The 14,538-nt window shown below is 53.9% G+C and carries 17 protein-coding genes; 14 read left to right on the top strand and 3 right to left on the bottom strand.

The genetic code is table 11. The annotated features are described in order from the left end of the window. Window positions 1–10: 10 nt before the first annotated feature. The gene (locus G163CM_RS19850) at window positions 11–943 is read right to left on the bottom strand and encodes a LysR family transcriptional regulator (RefSeq protein ID WP_015962722.1); all 933 of its coding nucleotides are present in this window, start codon (window positions 941–943) and stop codon (window positions 11–13) included. Between the two features lie 12 nt (window positions 944–955). Beyond that, window positions 956–2,860, bottom strand: a complete 1,905-nt coding sequence (locus tag G163CM_RS19855; protein WP_015962723.1) for an ABC transporter ATP-binding protein — start codon at window positions 2,858–2,860, stop codon at window positions 956–958. Window positions 2,861–3,019: 159 nt separating this feature from the next. Between G163CM_RS19855 and kefG the strand changes: the two genes are divergently transcribed. The 4 genes from kefG (at window position 3,020) to slyD (ending at window position 6,260) form a co-directional block, all read left to right on the top strand. Next, the gene (gene kefG / locus G163CM_RS19860) at window positions 3,020–3,571 is read left to right on the top strand and encodes a glutathione-regulated potassium-efflux system ancillary protein KefG (RefSeq protein WP_015962724.1); all 552 of its coding nucleotides are present in this window, start codon (window positions 3,020–3,022) and stop codon (window positions 3,569–3,571) included. Next, window positions 3,571–5,376 (top strand): glutathione-regulated potassium-efflux system protein KefB, encoded by a 1,806-nt coding sequence (gene kefB / locus G163CM_RS19865; RefSeq protein WP_231826057.1) that lies wholly within the window; start codon window positions 3,571–3,573, stop codon window positions 5,374–5,376. Before kefG ends, kefB begins: the two co-directional genes overlap by 1 nt. 10 nt (window positions 5,377–5,386) lie before the next feature. Beyond that, entirely contained in the window at window positions 5,387–5,587 is a 201-nt protein-coding gene (locus G163CM_RS19870; RefSeq protein ID WP_015962726.1) for a YheV family putative zinc ribbon protein, read from the top strand. A 94-nt stretch (window positions 5,588–5,681) separates the two neighbouring features. Beyond that, complete coding sequence (gene slyD, locus G163CM_RS19875) at window positions 5,682–6,260, top strand: peptidylprolyl isomerase (protein ID WP_231826058.1); 579 nt, start codon at window positions 5,682–5,684, stop codon at window positions 6,258–6,260. Between the two features lie 122 nt (window positions 6,261–6,382). Here slyD and G163CM_RS19880 read toward each other — a convergent pair whose 3' ends face one another. Then, complete coding sequence (locus G163CM_RS19880; protein WP_231828401.1) at window positions 6,383–6,601, bottom strand: protein SlyX; 219 nt, start codon at window positions 6,599–6,601, stop codon at window positions 6,383–6,385. A gap of 233 nt (window positions 6,602–6,834) precedes the next feature. On the opposite strand from G163CM_RS19880, the gene fkpA reads away from it, so the two are divergent. The 10 genes from fkpA to bfd all read left to right on the top strand — a co-directional run bounded on the left by fkpA (window position 6,835) and on the right by bfd (window position 14,483). Continuing rightward, window positions 6,835–7,653 carry an FKBP-type peptidyl-prolyl cis-trans isomerase gene (gene fkpA, locus G163CM_RS19885; protein ID WP_108476640.1) on the top strand — a complete coding sequence of 273 codons (819 nt, stop codon included), beginning with the start codon at window positions 6,835–6,837 and terminating at the stop codon, window positions 7,651–7,653. A 164-nt stretch (window positions 7,654–7,817) separates the two neighbouring features. Then, window positions 7,818–8,540 (top strand): helix-turn-helix transcriptional regulator, encoded by a 723-nt coding sequence (locus G163CM_RS19890; RefSeq protein ID WP_015962730.1) that lies wholly within the window; start codon window positions 7,818–7,820, stop codon window positions 8,538–8,540. After that, window positions 8,540–8,926, top strand: coding sequence for a sulfurtransferase complex subunit TusD (tusD, locus tag G163CM_RS19895; RefSeq protein ID WP_231826059.1), 387 nt, complete (start codon window positions 8,540–8,542; stop codon window positions 8,924–8,926). Before G163CM_RS19890 ends, tusD begins: the two co-directional genes overlap by 1 nt. Beyond that, window positions 8,926–9,285, top strand: a complete 360-nt coding sequence (gene tusC / locus G163CM_RS19900; RefSeq protein ID WP_015962732.1) for a sulfurtransferase complex subunit TusC — start codon at window positions 8,926–8,928, stop codon at window positions 9,283–9,285. Before tusD ends, tusC begins: the two co-directional genes overlap by 1 nt. Window positions 9,286–9,292: 7 nt before the next feature. Continuing rightward, a complete protein-coding gene (tusB, locus tag G163CM_RS19905; RefSeq protein WP_231826060.1) occupies window positions 9,293–9,580 on the top strand; it encodes a sulfurtransferase complex subunit TusB in 288 nt (95 codons plus the stop codon). A gap of 124 nt (window positions 9,581–9,704) precedes the next feature. Next, window positions 9,705–10,079, top strand: coding sequence for a 30S ribosomal protein S12 (gene rpsL, locus G163CM_RS19910; protein ID WP_000246815.1), 375 nt, complete (start codon window positions 9,705–9,707; stop codon window positions 10,077–10,079). Window positions 10,080–10,174: 95 nt separating this feature from the next. After that, entirely contained in the window at window positions 10,175–10,645 is a 471-nt protein-coding gene (gene rpsG, locus G163CM_RS19915) for a 30S ribosomal protein S7 (RefSeq protein ID WP_003023657.1), read from the top strand. A 96-nt stretch (window positions 10,646–10,741) separates the two neighbouring features. After that, entirely contained in the window at window positions 10,742–12,856 is a 2,115-nt protein-coding gene (gene fusA / locus G163CM_RS19920) for an elongation factor G (protein WP_015962734.1), read from the top strand. Between the two features lie 70 nt (window positions 12,857–12,926). After that, entirely contained in the window at window positions 12,927–14,111 is a 1,185-nt protein-coding gene (gene tuf, locus G163CM_RS19925) for an elongation factor Tu (protein WP_003031109.1), read from the top strand. Window positions 14,112–14,288: 177 nt separating this feature from the next. Next, window positions 14,289–14,483 (top strand): bacterioferritin-associated ferredoxin, encoded by a 195-nt coding sequence (gene bfd, locus G163CM_RS19930; protein WP_015962735.1) that lies wholly within the window; start codon window positions 14,289–14,291, stop codon window positions 14,481–14,483. The last annotated feature ends 55 nt before the right edge of the window (window positions 14,484–14,538 follow it).

A 14,538-nucleotide genomic window follows, 5' to 3' on the forward strand; every position in this document is an offset into this window, starting at 1 on the left:
CGGCGACGGCTCAGGCGTTCTCTTCCAGGCTCCGCGCGTACATACGTCCTTCGGCAGCGAGCGCGCGGAGGTTCGGGTCCTGCTCGCGGTTGCGGCTGAACACAATCGCGATGAGCTGCTGCATCTGGTACGGCTGCGACAGCTTCAGCAACTGCACCGAACTCTCATACACTTTCTTCATACGCCCCGGCATCAGGGTAAAACCTACGCCTGCCTGCACTAAACTCAGCATCGAGAAAATATCATTTACCCTTGTCACAATCTCCGGTTCAAACCCGGCGATGTGAAACGCTTCCTGAAAACCGGCATAGGTGGCAAACCCTTCCGCCAGCGAGACAAACTTTTGATCGCGATAGTCGCGTAGATCGGCAAGCGAGTCGGTATTCAGCGAGGCTGACGCAGGCGCGGCGAGAAAAATGTCGTCGTGGAACAGCGGCAGCACTTCCATATTGTTGCGGTCGATGTCGCTCTCAGAAATAGAGATGATGATCGCGTCCAGCGTGCCGTCTTCCAGCATATGCAGCAGGGTATCGTTGGAGCCCATGGTGAGGTCAAGCTCCAGATCCGGACGCCGCAGTTTCATACCCATGATCAGGCGCGGTACGGTTTCCAGCGTCAATGAATAGAGCGTACCGACGCGCAGACGCCCCTGACCGACACCCGCCGTTTTACGTGCTTCTTCCAGACCGCGCGCCATCAGTTGAGTCACTTCCTGGCAATACTCCAGCAGCGTCCAGGCCGCCGGAAGCGCCACCAGGTTGCGGCCTTTATGGATGAACAACGGACAACGGACATTCTCTTCCAGCGTATGCAGCGCACGATGCACGCTCACGCCGCTGAGTTCCAGCGCTTCGGCGGTACGGGCGATATTGCCCTTCTCCATAAAGGTCATGAAGATTGCCAGTTTACGGAAGGTGATGTCGTTAGTCGTTACCGGGTTCATGGTGTATCGCCTTTATTCGCTTTGCAGCATGGCTTCCAGTTGTTCCTGCGCATCCAGCCAGGCCATCTCTGCGTCTTCCAGCCCCGCTTTTGCCTGCGCCTGCTGTTGCAGGCATTCGGTCAGTTCCGCTTTGCGGCTCTGATCGTAAAGTTCGCTGTCGCCCAGTTTTTCTTCCGCACTGGCAAGCTGCGCGTTGAGTTTTTCCATCTCTTTTTCCAGACGGGCGATCTCTTTACGCAACGGCTGCGTGAGCGTGCGCAGTTCCGCTTCACGACGCTTCTGATCTTTACGCGCCTGGGCGCTGTTGACGTTATCTTTCGGGGCGTCGTCCGCCTGCGCTTCCTGCTTCTGCGAATCGCTGAGCCACTTCTGGTAATCCTCAAGGTCGCCATCGAACGGTTCGACTTTGCCATCGTGGACCAGATAGAGGTCATCGGTAGTGGAGCGCAGCAGGTGACGGTCGTGCGAGACGACAACCAGTGCGCCTTCAAACTCAATGAGCGCTTCGGTCAGCGCCTGACGCATGTCGAGGTCAAGGTGGTTGGTCGGTTCATCGAGCAGCAGCAGGTTCGGGCGCTGCCAGACGATTAACGCCAGCACCAGGCGCGCTTTTTCACCGCCGGAGAAACGCCCGGTTGGCTCGCTGACTTTATCGCCCTGGAAACCGAAACCGCCGAGGTAGTCACGCAGCTTTTGTTCTAACTCCTGCGGCGCTAAGCGCGCCAGATGCTGAATCGGTGACTCATCGGCACGCAGGAACTCAAGCTGATGCTGAGCGAAGTAGCCAAGCTTAATGCCTTTCGCCAGGCCGATCTCGCCGCTTATTGGGGCAAGTTCCCCCGCCAGCATTTTAATCAGCGTCGATTTACCCGCGCCGTTGCGCCCCAGCAGGCCGATGCGCGAGCCGGGTACCAGATTCAGTTTAATCGAGTCGAGAATAATGCGCTCACCGTAGCCTGCGCTGACTTTCTCCATTTTGAGGAGCGGGCTTGGCAGGCTTTCCGGCGCGCGGAAGCTGAAGTGGAACGGGTTATCGACGTGCGCCGGGGCGATAAGCTCCATACGCTCCAGCATTTTCACGCGGCTCTGCGCCTGTTTGGCTTTGCTGGCTTTGGCTTTAAAGCGGTCGATAAAGCTTTGCAGGTGCGCCACGCGCTGCTGCTGGCTTTCATAGGTGGCCTGCTGCTGGGCCAGACGCGTCGCGCGCTGGCGTTCGAAAGAGCTGTAGTTGCCGGTGTATTCGAACATCGCCTGCTGTTCGATATGAATAATTTTATCGACGATCGGGTCGAGGAAGTCGCGGTCATGGGAAATCAGGATCAGCGTGCCCTGATAGCTCTTTAGCCATTTCTCCAGCCAGATAACCGCGTCGAGATCGAGGTGGTTGGTCGGTTCATCGAGCAGCAGTAAATCGGAGCGGCAAATCAGCGCCTGCGCCAGGTTTAAACGCATCCGCCAGCCACCGGAGAAATCGCTCACCGAACGTTCAAGCTGCTCGTTACTGAAGCCTAAACCGTGCAGCAGGCTGGAGGCACGCGAGCGGATGGTCCACGCATCGATGGCGTCGAGTTTGCCGTGAACGGTGGCAATGGCGTGGCCGTCGTTGCGTTCGTTGGCAGCGTTCAGTTGCGCTTCAAGCTGGCGATATTCACGATCGCCGTCAATAACATACTCCAGCGCAGGCTCCGCCAGGGCTGGCGTTTCCTGATTCACCCAGGCCAGTTGCCAGTTGCCGGGGAAGGTAAAGCTACCGCCGTCGGCGCTTAACTCGTTCTTCAATAACGCCAGCAGCGTGGATTTGCCGCAGCCGTTTTTCCCCACCAGGCCGACTTTCTGCCCTGGGTTAATGGTGGCTGTTGCGTTGTCCAGCAGGACGCGCACGCCGCGTCGAATTTGTAACGAGGAGAAAACAATCATAAGGCGCCGTATGTTCTGGGTATGTTAAATTGTCATTGTGATAATGTAATGTGGTGAGCGAATCGCCACACCGGGCCGCAATGGTAGCCCAAAATGATGACGATACACAAAATCATTCCTGCTGCGCGTGCGCCCGGAAATGATAAACGGAGGGGAATGATGTCGCAGACGCCGAAAGTATTGCTGCTGTATGCCCATCCGGAATCACAGGACTCGGTAGCGAACCGGGTTTTGCTCAAGCCTGCCACGCAGCTGAGCAACGTGACCGTGCATGACTTGTACGCAAACTATCCTGATTTTTTTATTGATATCCCGCGAGAACAGGCGCTGCTGCGCGAGCACGAGGTAATTGTGTTCCAGCATCCGCTTTATACCTACAGTTGCCCGGCGCTGCTCAAAGAGTGGCTCGACCGGGTGCTCAGCCGCGGCTTTGCCAGCGGGGTGGGGGGCAACCAACTGGCGGGAAAGTACTGGCGTAGCGTCATCACCACCGGCGAGCCAGAAAGTGCCTACCGTTATGACGCGCTGAACCGCTATCCCATGAGCGATATTTTACGTCCTTTTGAGCTGACGGCGGCGATGTGCCGCATGCACTGGATGAACCCGATGATTATCTACTGGGCACGCCGTCAATCGCCGGAAGAGCTGGCGAGCCACGCGAAAGCGTACGGTGAGTGGCTGGCCTCGCCGATTGCACCGGGAGGCCGCTGATGGAAGGTTCCGATTTGTTACTGGCCGGCGTGCTGTTTCTGTTTGCCGCCGTGGTGGCGGTGCCGCTGGCTGCCCGTTTGGGGATTGGCGCAGTGCTGGGCTACCTGCTGGCGGGAATTGCTATCGGCCCGTGGGGGCTGGGATTTATCAGCGACGTCGATGAGATACTTCATTTTTCGGAGCTGGGCGTCGTCTTTCTGATGTTCATCATCGGGCTTGAACTGAATCCGGCCAAGCTCTGGCAACTGCGGCGACCCATTTTCGGCATCGGCGCGGCGCAGGTTATTTTCAGCGCGCTTATCCTCGGCGGCCTGCTGATGCTGACCGATTTCTCCTGGCAGACGGCGGTGATTGGCGGGATTGGTCTGGCGATGTCATCGACGGCGATGGCGCTGCAACTGATGCGCGAGAAGGGCATGAACCGCAGCGAATCGGGGCAACTCGGCTTTTCGGTGCTGCTGTTCCAGGATTTAGCGGTCATCCCCGCGTTAGCGCTGGTGCCGCTGCTGGCGGGGTCTGGCGACGATCATGTCGACTGGATGGCTGTCGGCATGAAGGTGCTGGTGTTTGGTGGCGTGTTGATTGGCGGGCGTTACCTACTGCGCCCGGTATTCCGTTTTATCGCCGCCTCCGGCGTGCGCGAAGTGTTTACGGCGGCGACGCTGCTGCTGGTGCTGGGTTCCGCGCTGTTTATGGATGCGTTGGGGCTGTCGATGGCGCTCGGGACGTTTATCGCCGGGGTGCTGCTGGCGGAAAGTGAATATCGCCACGAGCTGGAGACGGCTATCGAGCCCTTTAAGGGGCTGTTGCTGGGGCTGTTCTTTATTTCCGTCGGCATGGCGCTGAATCTTGGCGTGCTCTACACCCATATTTTGTGGGTGGTGGGCAGCGTGGTGGTGCTGGTGGCGGTGAAAACGCTGGTGCTGTACGTGCTGGCGCGGCTGCATGGCCTGCGTAGTTCCGAGCGGATGCAGTTCGCTGGCGTGCTCAGCCAGGGCGGTGAGTTTGCGTTTGTGCTCTTTTCTGCCGCATCGAGCGCAAAGCTGTTTAAAGGCGATCAGATGGCGCTGCTACTGGTGACGGTAACGTTGTCGATGATGACCACGCCGCTGCTGATGAAAGCGGTCGATCGCGTGCTGTCGCGCCGCTTTAACGGCCCGGAAGAAGAAGAGGAAGCGCCGTGGGTGGAAGACGATAAGCCGCAGGTAATTGTGGTTGGCTTTGGCCGTTTTGGTCAGGTAATTGGCCGTTTGCTGATGGCGAACAAGCTGCGCATCACCGTACTGGAGCGGGATATCAGCGCGGTAAACCTGATGCGTAAATATGGTTATAAGGTTTACTACGGTGACGCGACGCAGGTTGAGTTGCTGCGTTCCGCCGGGGCGGAGCAGGCGCAGTCGATTGTCATCACCTGTAACGATCCGGAAGACACCATGAAGCTGGTGGAAATCTGCCAACAGCACTTTCCGCACCTCAATATTATGGCGCGTGCCAGGGGACGTGTGGAAGCGCACGAACTGCTGCAGGCGGGCGTGTTACAGTTTTCTCGTGAGACCTTTTCCAGCGCGCTGGAACTGGGGCGTAAGGCGCTGATTTCGACGGGAATGCATCCTCATCAGGCGCAGCGGGCGCAACTGCACTTCCGTCGGCTCGATATGCGGATGCTGCGCGAGCTGATGCCGGTGCACAGCGATACGCAACAGATTTCGCGCGTGCGGGAAGCGCGGCGCGAGCTGGAGGAGATCTTCCAGCGCGAGATGCAACAGGAGCGACGTCAGCTGGATGGCTGGGATGAATTTGAATAAAAGGTGAAGTATGGCGGTACGTAAACGGTTTATCGCGGGCGCGAAATGCCCGGCGTGTCAGGCGCAGGATTCCATGGCCATGTGGCGCGAAAATAATGTTGATATTGTTGAATGCGTTAAGTGTGGTCATCAGATGCGGGAAGCAGATAAAGAAGCCCGCGATCACGTTCGCAAAGATGAGCAAGTGATTGGCATTTTTCATCCCGACTAGCGTTATCGCTCGCCTTTTTTTAAGCTAAGGGGTACACGAGTGCAGAATTCCGCTACAATCTGCGCCACTATTCTTCCCTTGCTCAGGAGATATCATGAAAGTAGCAAAAGACCTGGTGGTCAGCCTGGCCTATCAGGTACGTACAGAAGACGGTGTGTTGGTTGATGAGTCTCCGGTAAGTGCGCCGCTGGACTACCTGCATGGTCACGGTTCCCTGATCTCTGGCCTGGAAACAGCGCTGGATGGTCACGAAGTTGGCGATAAATTCGATGTGGCTGTGGGCGCGAACGACGCTTACGGTCAGTATGACGAAAACCTGGTGCAGCGCGTTCCTAAAGACGTGTTCATGGGCGTTGACGAACTGCAGGTTGGCATGCGCTTCCTGGCAGAAACTGACCAGGGCCCGGTTCCGGTTGAAATCACCGAAGTTGAAGACGATCACGTTGTGGTTGATGGTAACCACATGCTGGCGGGTCAGAATCTGAAATTTAACGTGGAAGTTGTGGCTATCCGTGAAGCAACCGAAGAAGAACTGGCTCATGGCCACGTTCACGGTGCGAACGGTCACGATCACGATCATGACCACGACGGTTGCTGCGGCGGCCACGGTCACGACCATGGTCACGAACACGGTAAAGGCGGTTGTGGTAACGGCGGTTGCGGTTGCCATTAATTCAGCCTTCGCCGGATGGCGGCGTTGCCTTATTCGGCCTACATAAGATTATCTTGTAGGCCGGGTAAGCGAAGCGCCATCCGGCAACAAAAAAGCGGGAATAATCCCGCTTTTTTTACGTCTCAATAATGAGGCGGCGGCGTCTCTTCTGACTGGGACGCGACATTAGACGGTTGGCTGGCTTTCAGTTTTTCCGTCAGCAGACGGAGATGATCACGCAGTTTGGCCATTTCTAACTCATGTGCGGTGACCGTTTGGTTAAGATCTTCAATGGTGACCTCCTGAAACGCCAGGCGGCTTTCAAGTTCTTCCATCCGCGCTTCAATACTCATTTCTTGCATCATTAACCTCTTCGCTGTTAGTTCCGGCGTGCTTCCCGGTGCCGCGGATTCTACTTAACTTTCGGCCCCCGCGCAGCATTCCTTCGTCAATGGGGAAACTAATTTAAACAAAAATAGTCTGAAAAGTGTCGAGAATCAGGAGCGTTCGTATGTAGATTTGTTCTGCAAGGCTATATAGTACGCTTCTCACTTAGTAAATCTTGGGGCGAGAGGCCCCGGCCCTGGAGAGATGGATGAAATCACTGTTTAAAGTAACGCTTCTGGCAACCACGATGGCCGTTGCACTGAATGCGCCGCTGGCGTTTGCTGCTGACTCTGCGAAAACCGCAGCAGCCGCAGAAAGCAAATCCGCTTTCAAAAACGACGACCAGAAATCCGCCTATGCACTGGGTGCATCGCTGGGTCGTTACATGGAAAACTCCCTGAAAGAACAGGAAAAACTGGGCATCAAACTGGATAAAGATCAGCTGATCGCCGGTGTTCAGGACGCGTTTGCTGATAAGAGCAAACTGTCCGATCAGGAAATCGAGCAAACCCTGCAGGCTTTCGAAGCGCGCGTGAAGTCTTCCGCTCAGGCGAAGATGGAGAAAGACGCCGCGGATAACGAAGCGAAAGGTAAAGAGTACCGCGCGAAATTCGCCAAAGAGAAAGATGTGAAAACCTCCTCTACTGGCCTGCTGTACAAAGTAGAGAAAGCGGGTACCGGTAGCGCGCCGACCGATAGCGACACTGTGGTAGTAAACTACAAAGGTACGCTGATTGACGGTAAAGAGTTCGATAACTCTTACACTCGTGGCGAGCCGCTCTCCTTCCGTCTTGATGGCGTGATCCCAGGCTGGACTGAAGGCCTGAAAAACATCAAAAAAGGCGGCAAAATCAAGCTGGTTATCCCACCGGATCTGGCTTACGGTAAAACCGGCGTTCCGGGTATCCCGGCTAACTCCACCCTGGTCTTCGACGTTGAACTGTTAGATGTTAAGCCAGCACCAAAAGCGGACGCGAAAGCTGACGCTGCGCCAGCTGAAAAAGCTGCAACCGCAGACAAAAAATAAGAGTCTGACAGCCGCCGCCCATTGGGCGGCGGCTTTTTATTACCTGCCTGATATAATTAATGCTGGAAAGCGCCTGGTGCGCGTATTACTTTAGATCCCCCTATTAGTGATGAGCCTGCCCTGACAACATAACGACAGGCTCCTGAAAAGGAGTGCTTTTTTACATGTCCAGGTCGCTTTTAACCAACGAAACCAGTGAACTTGATTTACTGGATCAACGTCCTTTCGATAAAACCGATTTCGAGATCCTGAAGTCCTACGAAGCGGTCGTGGACGGGTTAGCGATGCTCATTGGTTCCCATTGTGAAATTGTGCTGCATTCTTTGCAGGACCTGAAGTGCTCGGCTATTCGAATCGCGAACGGTGAACATACCGGACGGAAAATCGGCTCGCCGATTACCGACCTGGCCCTGCGCATGCTGCACGATATGACCGGCGCAGATAGCAGTGTTTCCAAATGCTATTTTACTCGTGCCAAAAGTGGCGTGCTGATGAAGTCCGTGACCATCGCGATCCGCAATCGCGAACAACGTGTCATTGGGCTGCTGTGCATCAACATGAACCTTGATGTGCCTTTCTCACAAATCATGAACACCTTTATTCCGCCGGAAACGCCGGAAGTGAACTCGCAGGTGAACTTTGCCTCTTCAGTTGAAGACCTGGTGACCCAAACGCTGGAGTTCACGATTGAAGAGGTGAATGCCGATCGCAACGTTTCCAATAACGCTAAAAACCGCCAGATCGTGCTTAATCTTTACGAGAAAGGAATCTTCGATATCAAGGATGCGATTAATCAGGTGGCCGATCGCCTGAACATCTCTAAACACACGGTGTATCTCTACATTCGCCAGTTCAAAAGCGGCGACTTTGTGGGGCAAGATAAGTAATGCGTTTTGCCATCTTGGTGACCGGCCCGGCCTACGGGACGCAACACGCCAGCAGCGCGCTGCAGTTTGCGCAGGCGGTGCTGAGCGAAGGTCACGAGCTTGCCTGTGTGTTCTTTTATCGCGAGGGCGTCTATAACGCCAATCAGCTTACTGCGCCCGCCAGCGATGAGTTCGACGTGGTGCGCGGCTGGCAGCGGCTGCATGATGAACAGGGCGTCGAGCTGCATATTTGCGTGGCGGCGGCGCTGCGTCGCGGCGTAGCGGATGAAACCGAAGCGAAAAACCTGTCGCTGCCGGGGTTTAATCTCCAGCCGGGTTTCTCTCTGAGTGGGTTGGGTGCGCTGGCGCAAGCCGCGTTGACCTGCGATCGCATGGTGCAGTTCTGATGAAACGTATCGCATTTGTTTTTTCGACGGCGCCGCACGGGAGCGCCTCCGGGCGTGAAGGGCTCGATGCCCTGCTGGCCGCATCCGCGTTAAGTGAAGACCTCGGTGTCTTTTTCATCGGCGATGGGGTGTTTCAGCTGTTGAGCGATCAAAAGCCGTCAGCGGTGCTGGCGCGTGATTACATCGCCACCTTTAAGCTAATGTCACTCTACGATATTGAGAACGTCTGGCTGTGCGCGGCGTCGCTGCGTGAGCGCGGCTTAAGTGCGGGCACGGCCTTTGTCACAGACGTTGAGTTGCTGGAGCCCGATGCGCTTCGTCAGCAGCTTGATGGCTATGATGTGATTCTCCGCTTCTGAGGCGTCTATGCTGCATACTCTAAGTACTTCACCCTGGCATACGGACATCACTGCGCTGCTGCGCGTGGTGAAAGAGGGGGATGACCTGCTGCTTCGCTCTGATGGCGTTGTGGCCGCAATTGAAGGCAGCCGCTTTCTTGATATTCTCCGTTCCGCCCCCATATCCCTGTTCGTGCTGAATGAAGATGTTGAAGCGCGTGGGCTATGCGGTCAAATTTCGAACAGTGTCGTCAGGGTTGGCTATACTGACTTCGTCAGGCTGGCGGTAAAACATGCGTCTCAGATGGCCTGGTAGATGCCAGGTTGTTGTATATTTCTTGACACCTTTTCGACACCGCCCTAAAATTCTGCGTCCTCATATTATATGAGGCGATTTATTACGTGTTTACGAAGCAAAAGCTAAAACCAGGAGCTATTTAATGGCAACAGTTAACCAGCTGGTTCGCAAACCACGTGCTCGCAAAGTTGCAAAAAGCAACGTGCCGGCACTGGAAGCCTGCCCGCAGAAACGTGGCGTATGTACTCGTGTATATACTACCACTCCTAAAAAACCGAACTCCGCACTGCGTAAAGTTTGCCGTGTTCGCCTGACTAACGGTTTTGAAGTGACCTCCTACATCGGTGGTGAAGGTCATAACCTGCAGGAGCACTCCGTGATCCTGATCCGTGGCGGTCGTGTAAAAGACCTTCCGGGTGTTCGTTACCACACCGTTCGTGGTGCGCTTGACTGCTCCGGCGTTAAAGACCGTAAGCAAGCTCGCTCCAAGTATGGCGTGAAGCGTCCTAAGGCTTAATGGTTCTCCGTTAAGTAAGGCCAAACGTTTTAAATTAATGTCAAACTAAACTCTTTGAGTTTTGGACAATCCTGAATTAACAACGGAGTATTTCCATGCCACGTCGTCGCGTCATTGGTCAGCGTAAAATCCTGCCGGATCCTAAGTTCGGATCAGAACTGCTGGCTAAATTTGTCAACATCCTGATGGTAGATGGTAAAAAATCTACTGCAGAAACTATCGTATACAGCGCGCTGGAGACCCTGGCTCAGCGCTCTGGTAAAAATGAACTGGAAGCTTTCGAAGTAGCTCTCGAAAACGTGCGCCCGACTGTCGAAGTTAAGTCTCGCCGCGTTGGTGGTTCTACTTATCAGGTACCAGTTGAAGTCCGTCCGGTCCGTCGTAATGCTCTGGCAATGCGTTGGATCGTTGAAGCTGCTCGTAAACGCGGTGATAAATCCATGGCTCTGCGCCTGGCGAACGAACTTTCTGATGCTGCAGAAAACAAAGGTACTGCAGTTAAGAAACGTGAAGACGTTCACCGTATGGCAGAAGCCAACAAGGCGTTCGCACACTACCGTTGGTAATCCCTTCGGAGTATTAGTCACCAGGCGGGCGCTTCAGCGAAGCAGCCCGCTTTGGGTTACTTAACTGAACGCCTAAAAAGATAAACGAGGAATCAAATGGCTCGTACAACACCCATCGCACGCTACCGTAACATCGGTATCAGTGCGCACATCGACGCCGGTAAAACCACTACTACCGAACGTATTCTGTTCTACACCGGTGTAAACCACAAAATCGGTGAAGTTCACGACGGCGCGGCTACCATGGACTGGATGGAGCAGGAGCAGGAACGTGGTATTACCATCACTTCCGCAGCGACTACTGCATTCTGGTCTGGTATGGCTAAGCAGTATGAACCGCATCGCGTAAACATCATCGACACCCCGGGGCACGTTGACTTCACAATCGAAGTAGAACGTTCCATGCGTGTTCTTGATGGTGCGGTAATGGTTTACTGCGCAGTCGGTGGTGTTCAGCCACAGTCTGAAACCGTATGGCGTCAGGCTAACAAATATAAAGTTCCGCGCATCGCGTTCGTTAACAAAATGGACCGTATGGGCGCTAACTTCCTGAAAGTTGTTGGTCAGATCAAAACCCGTCTGGGCGCGAACCCGGTTCCGCTGCAGCTGGCGATTGGTGCTGAAGAACATTTCACCGGTGTTGTTGACCTGGTGAAAATGAAAGCCATCAACTGGAACGATGCAGATCAGGGCGTTACCTTCGAATACGAAGATATCCCGGCTGACATGGTTGAACTGGCCAACGAATGGCACCAGAACCTGCTGGAATCCGCTGCTGAAGCTTCTGAAGAGCTGATGGAGAAATACCTGGGTGGTGAAGAACTGACTGAAGAAGAGATCAAAACTGCTCTGCGTCAGCGCGTTCTGAACAACGAAATCATCCTGGTAACCTGTGGTTCTGCGTTCAAGAACAAAGGTGTTCAGGCGATGCTGGATGCGGTAATTGATTACCTGCCATCCCCAATCGATGTTCCGGCGATCAACGGTATCCTGGACGACGGTAAAGACACGCCGGCTGAGCGTCACGCAAGTGATGACGAGCCGTTCGCTGCTCTGGCGTTCAAAATCGCTACCGACCCGTTCGTAGGTAACCTGACCTTCTTCCGCGTGTACTCCGGTGTGGTTAACTCTGGTGATACCGTACTGAACTCCGTGAAAGCTGCACGTGAGCGTTTCGGTCGTATCGTTCAGATGCACGCTAACAAACGTGAAGAGATCAAAGAAGTTCGCGCGGGCGATATCGCTGCTGCAATCGGTCTGAAAGACGTAACCACTGGTGACACTCTGTGTGATCAAGATGCGCCGATCATTCTGGAACGTATGGAATTCCCTGAGCCGGTAATCTCCATCGCAGTTGAACCGAAAACCAAAGCTGACCAGGAAAAAATGGGTCTGGCTCTGGGCCGTCTGGCTAAAGAAGACCCGTCATTCCGCGTATGGACTGACGAAGAATCTAACCAGACCATCATCGCTGGTATGGGTGAGCTGCACCTCGACATCATCGTTGACCGTATGAAACGTGAATTCAACGTTGAAGCGAACGTCGGTAAACCTCAGGTTGCTTACCGCGAAGCGATTCGCGCGAAAGTTACCGATATCGAAGGTAAACACGCGAAACAGTCTGGTGGTCGCGGTCAGTATGGTCACGTCGTTATCGACATGTATCCGCTGGAGCCGGGCTCTAACCCGAAAGGTTACGAGTTCATCAACGACATCAAAGGTGGTGTAATTCCTGGCGAATACATCCCGGCCGTTGATAAAGGCATCCAGGAACAGCTGAAGTCTGGTCCGCTGGCTGGTTACCCGGTTGTAGACATGGGTGTTCGTCTGCACTTCGGTTCTTACCACGACGTTGACTCCTCTGAACTGGCGTTTAAACTGGCTGCTTCTATTGCCTTTAAAGAAGGCTTTAAGAAAGCAAAACCTGTTCTGCTTGAGCCGATCATGAAGGTTGAAGTAGAAACTCCGGAAGAGAACACTGGTGATGTTATCGGTGACTTGAGCCGTCGTCGCGGTATGCTGCGCGGTCAGGAATCTGAAGTAACTGGCGTTAAGATCCACGCTGAAGTTCCGCTGTCTGAAATGTTCGGATATGCAACTCAGCTGCGTTCTCTGACCAAAGGTCGTGCATCATACACCATGGAATTCCTGAAGTATGATGATGCGCCGAACAACGTTGCTCAGGCCGTAATCGAAGCCCGTGGTAAATAATCCCCGGGGTTAAAACCTAAGTCCCGTGCTCTCTCCTGAAGGGGAGAGCACTATAGTAAGGAATATAGCCGTGTCTAAAGAAAAATTTGAACGTACAAAACCGCACGTCAACGTTGGTACTATCGGCCACGTCGACCACGGTAAAACTACTCTGACCGCTGCAATCACCACCGTACTGGCTAAAACCTACGGCGGTGCTGCTCGTGCTTTCGACCAGATCGATAACGCACCGGAAGAAAAAGCTCGTGGTATCACCATCAACACTTCCCACGTTGAATATGACACCCCGACTCGCCACTACGCGCACGTAGACTGCCCAGGCCACGCCGACTATGTTAAAAACATGATCACCGGTGCTGCGCAGATGGACGGCGCGATCCTGGTTGTTGCTGCGACTGACGGCCCGATGCCGCAGACTCGTGAGCACATCCTGCTGGGTCGTCAGGTAGGCGTTCCGTACATCATCGTGTTCCTGAACAAATGTGACATGGTTGATGACGAAGAGCTGCTGGAACTGGTAGAAATGGAAGTTCGTGAACTTCTGTCTCAGTACGACTTCCCGGGCGACGACACTCCGATCGTTCGTGGTTCTGCTCTGAAAGCGCTGGAAGGCGAAGCAGAGTGGGAAGCGAAAATCATCGAACTGGCTGGCTTCCTGGATTCTTACATCCCGGAACCAGAACGTGCTATCGACAAGCCGTTCCTGCTGCCGATCGAAGACGTATTCTCCATCTCCGGTCGTGGTACCGTTGTTACCGGTCGTGTAGAACGCGGTATCATCAAAGTTGGTGAAGAAGTTGAAATCGTTGGTATCAAAGAGACTGCTAAGTCTACCTGTACTGGCGTTGAAATGTTCCGCAAACTGCTGGACGAAGGCCGTGCTGGTGAGAACGTTGGTGTTCTGCTGCGTGGTATCAAACGTGAAGAAATCGAACGTGGTCAGGTACTGGCTAAGCCGGGTTCCATCAAGCCGCACACCAAATTCGAATCTGAAGTTTATATCCTGTCCAAAGACGAAGGCGGCCGTCATACTCCGTTCTTCAAAGGCTACCGTCCGCAGTTCTACTTCCGTACTACTGACGTGACTGGTACCATCGAACTGCCGGAAGGCGTAGAGATGGTAATGCCGGGCGACAACATCAAAATGGTTGTTACCCTGATCCACCCGATCGCGATGGACGACGGTCTGCGTTTCGCAATCCGTGAAGGCGGCCGTACCGTTGGCGCGGGCGTTGTTGCTAAAGTAATGAGCTAATTATTAATTAATTAGTTTTGAGCTTAAAAAGGGCGCTTCGGCGCCCTTTTTGCTGTCTATTATTTCTGCTTTCATTTTTTATTTAAAAATGCGCACCCGCTGCGTCATTTGTCATCTACTATTGTAATCATAACTATTCTCATTTACACTCTGTTCATAAATTAAGCGGGAGTCATTATGTACGTTTGTTTGTGTAACGGTGTAAGCGATAAAAAAATTCGCCAGGTAGTTCGCCAGTTTCATCCTCAATCTTTCCAACAATTACGCAAATTTATACCCGTGGGAAATCAATGCGGTAAGTGCGTACGTGCGGCCCGCGAAGTGATGGAAGACGAATTAACGCAGATGCCGGAATATCAGGAAATCGCCTGAGCCCGATTCTTTTTTTGACATCCCTGTAGCCCGATCTACGCTTCAATAAGTGGAA

Origin of the sequence: Pseudocitrobacter corydidari (assembly GCF_021172065.1) — a bacterium.
Lineage (GTDB): Bacteria > Pseudomonadota > Gammaproteobacteria > Enterobacterales > Enterobacteriaceae > Pseudocitrobacter > Pseudocitrobacter corydidari.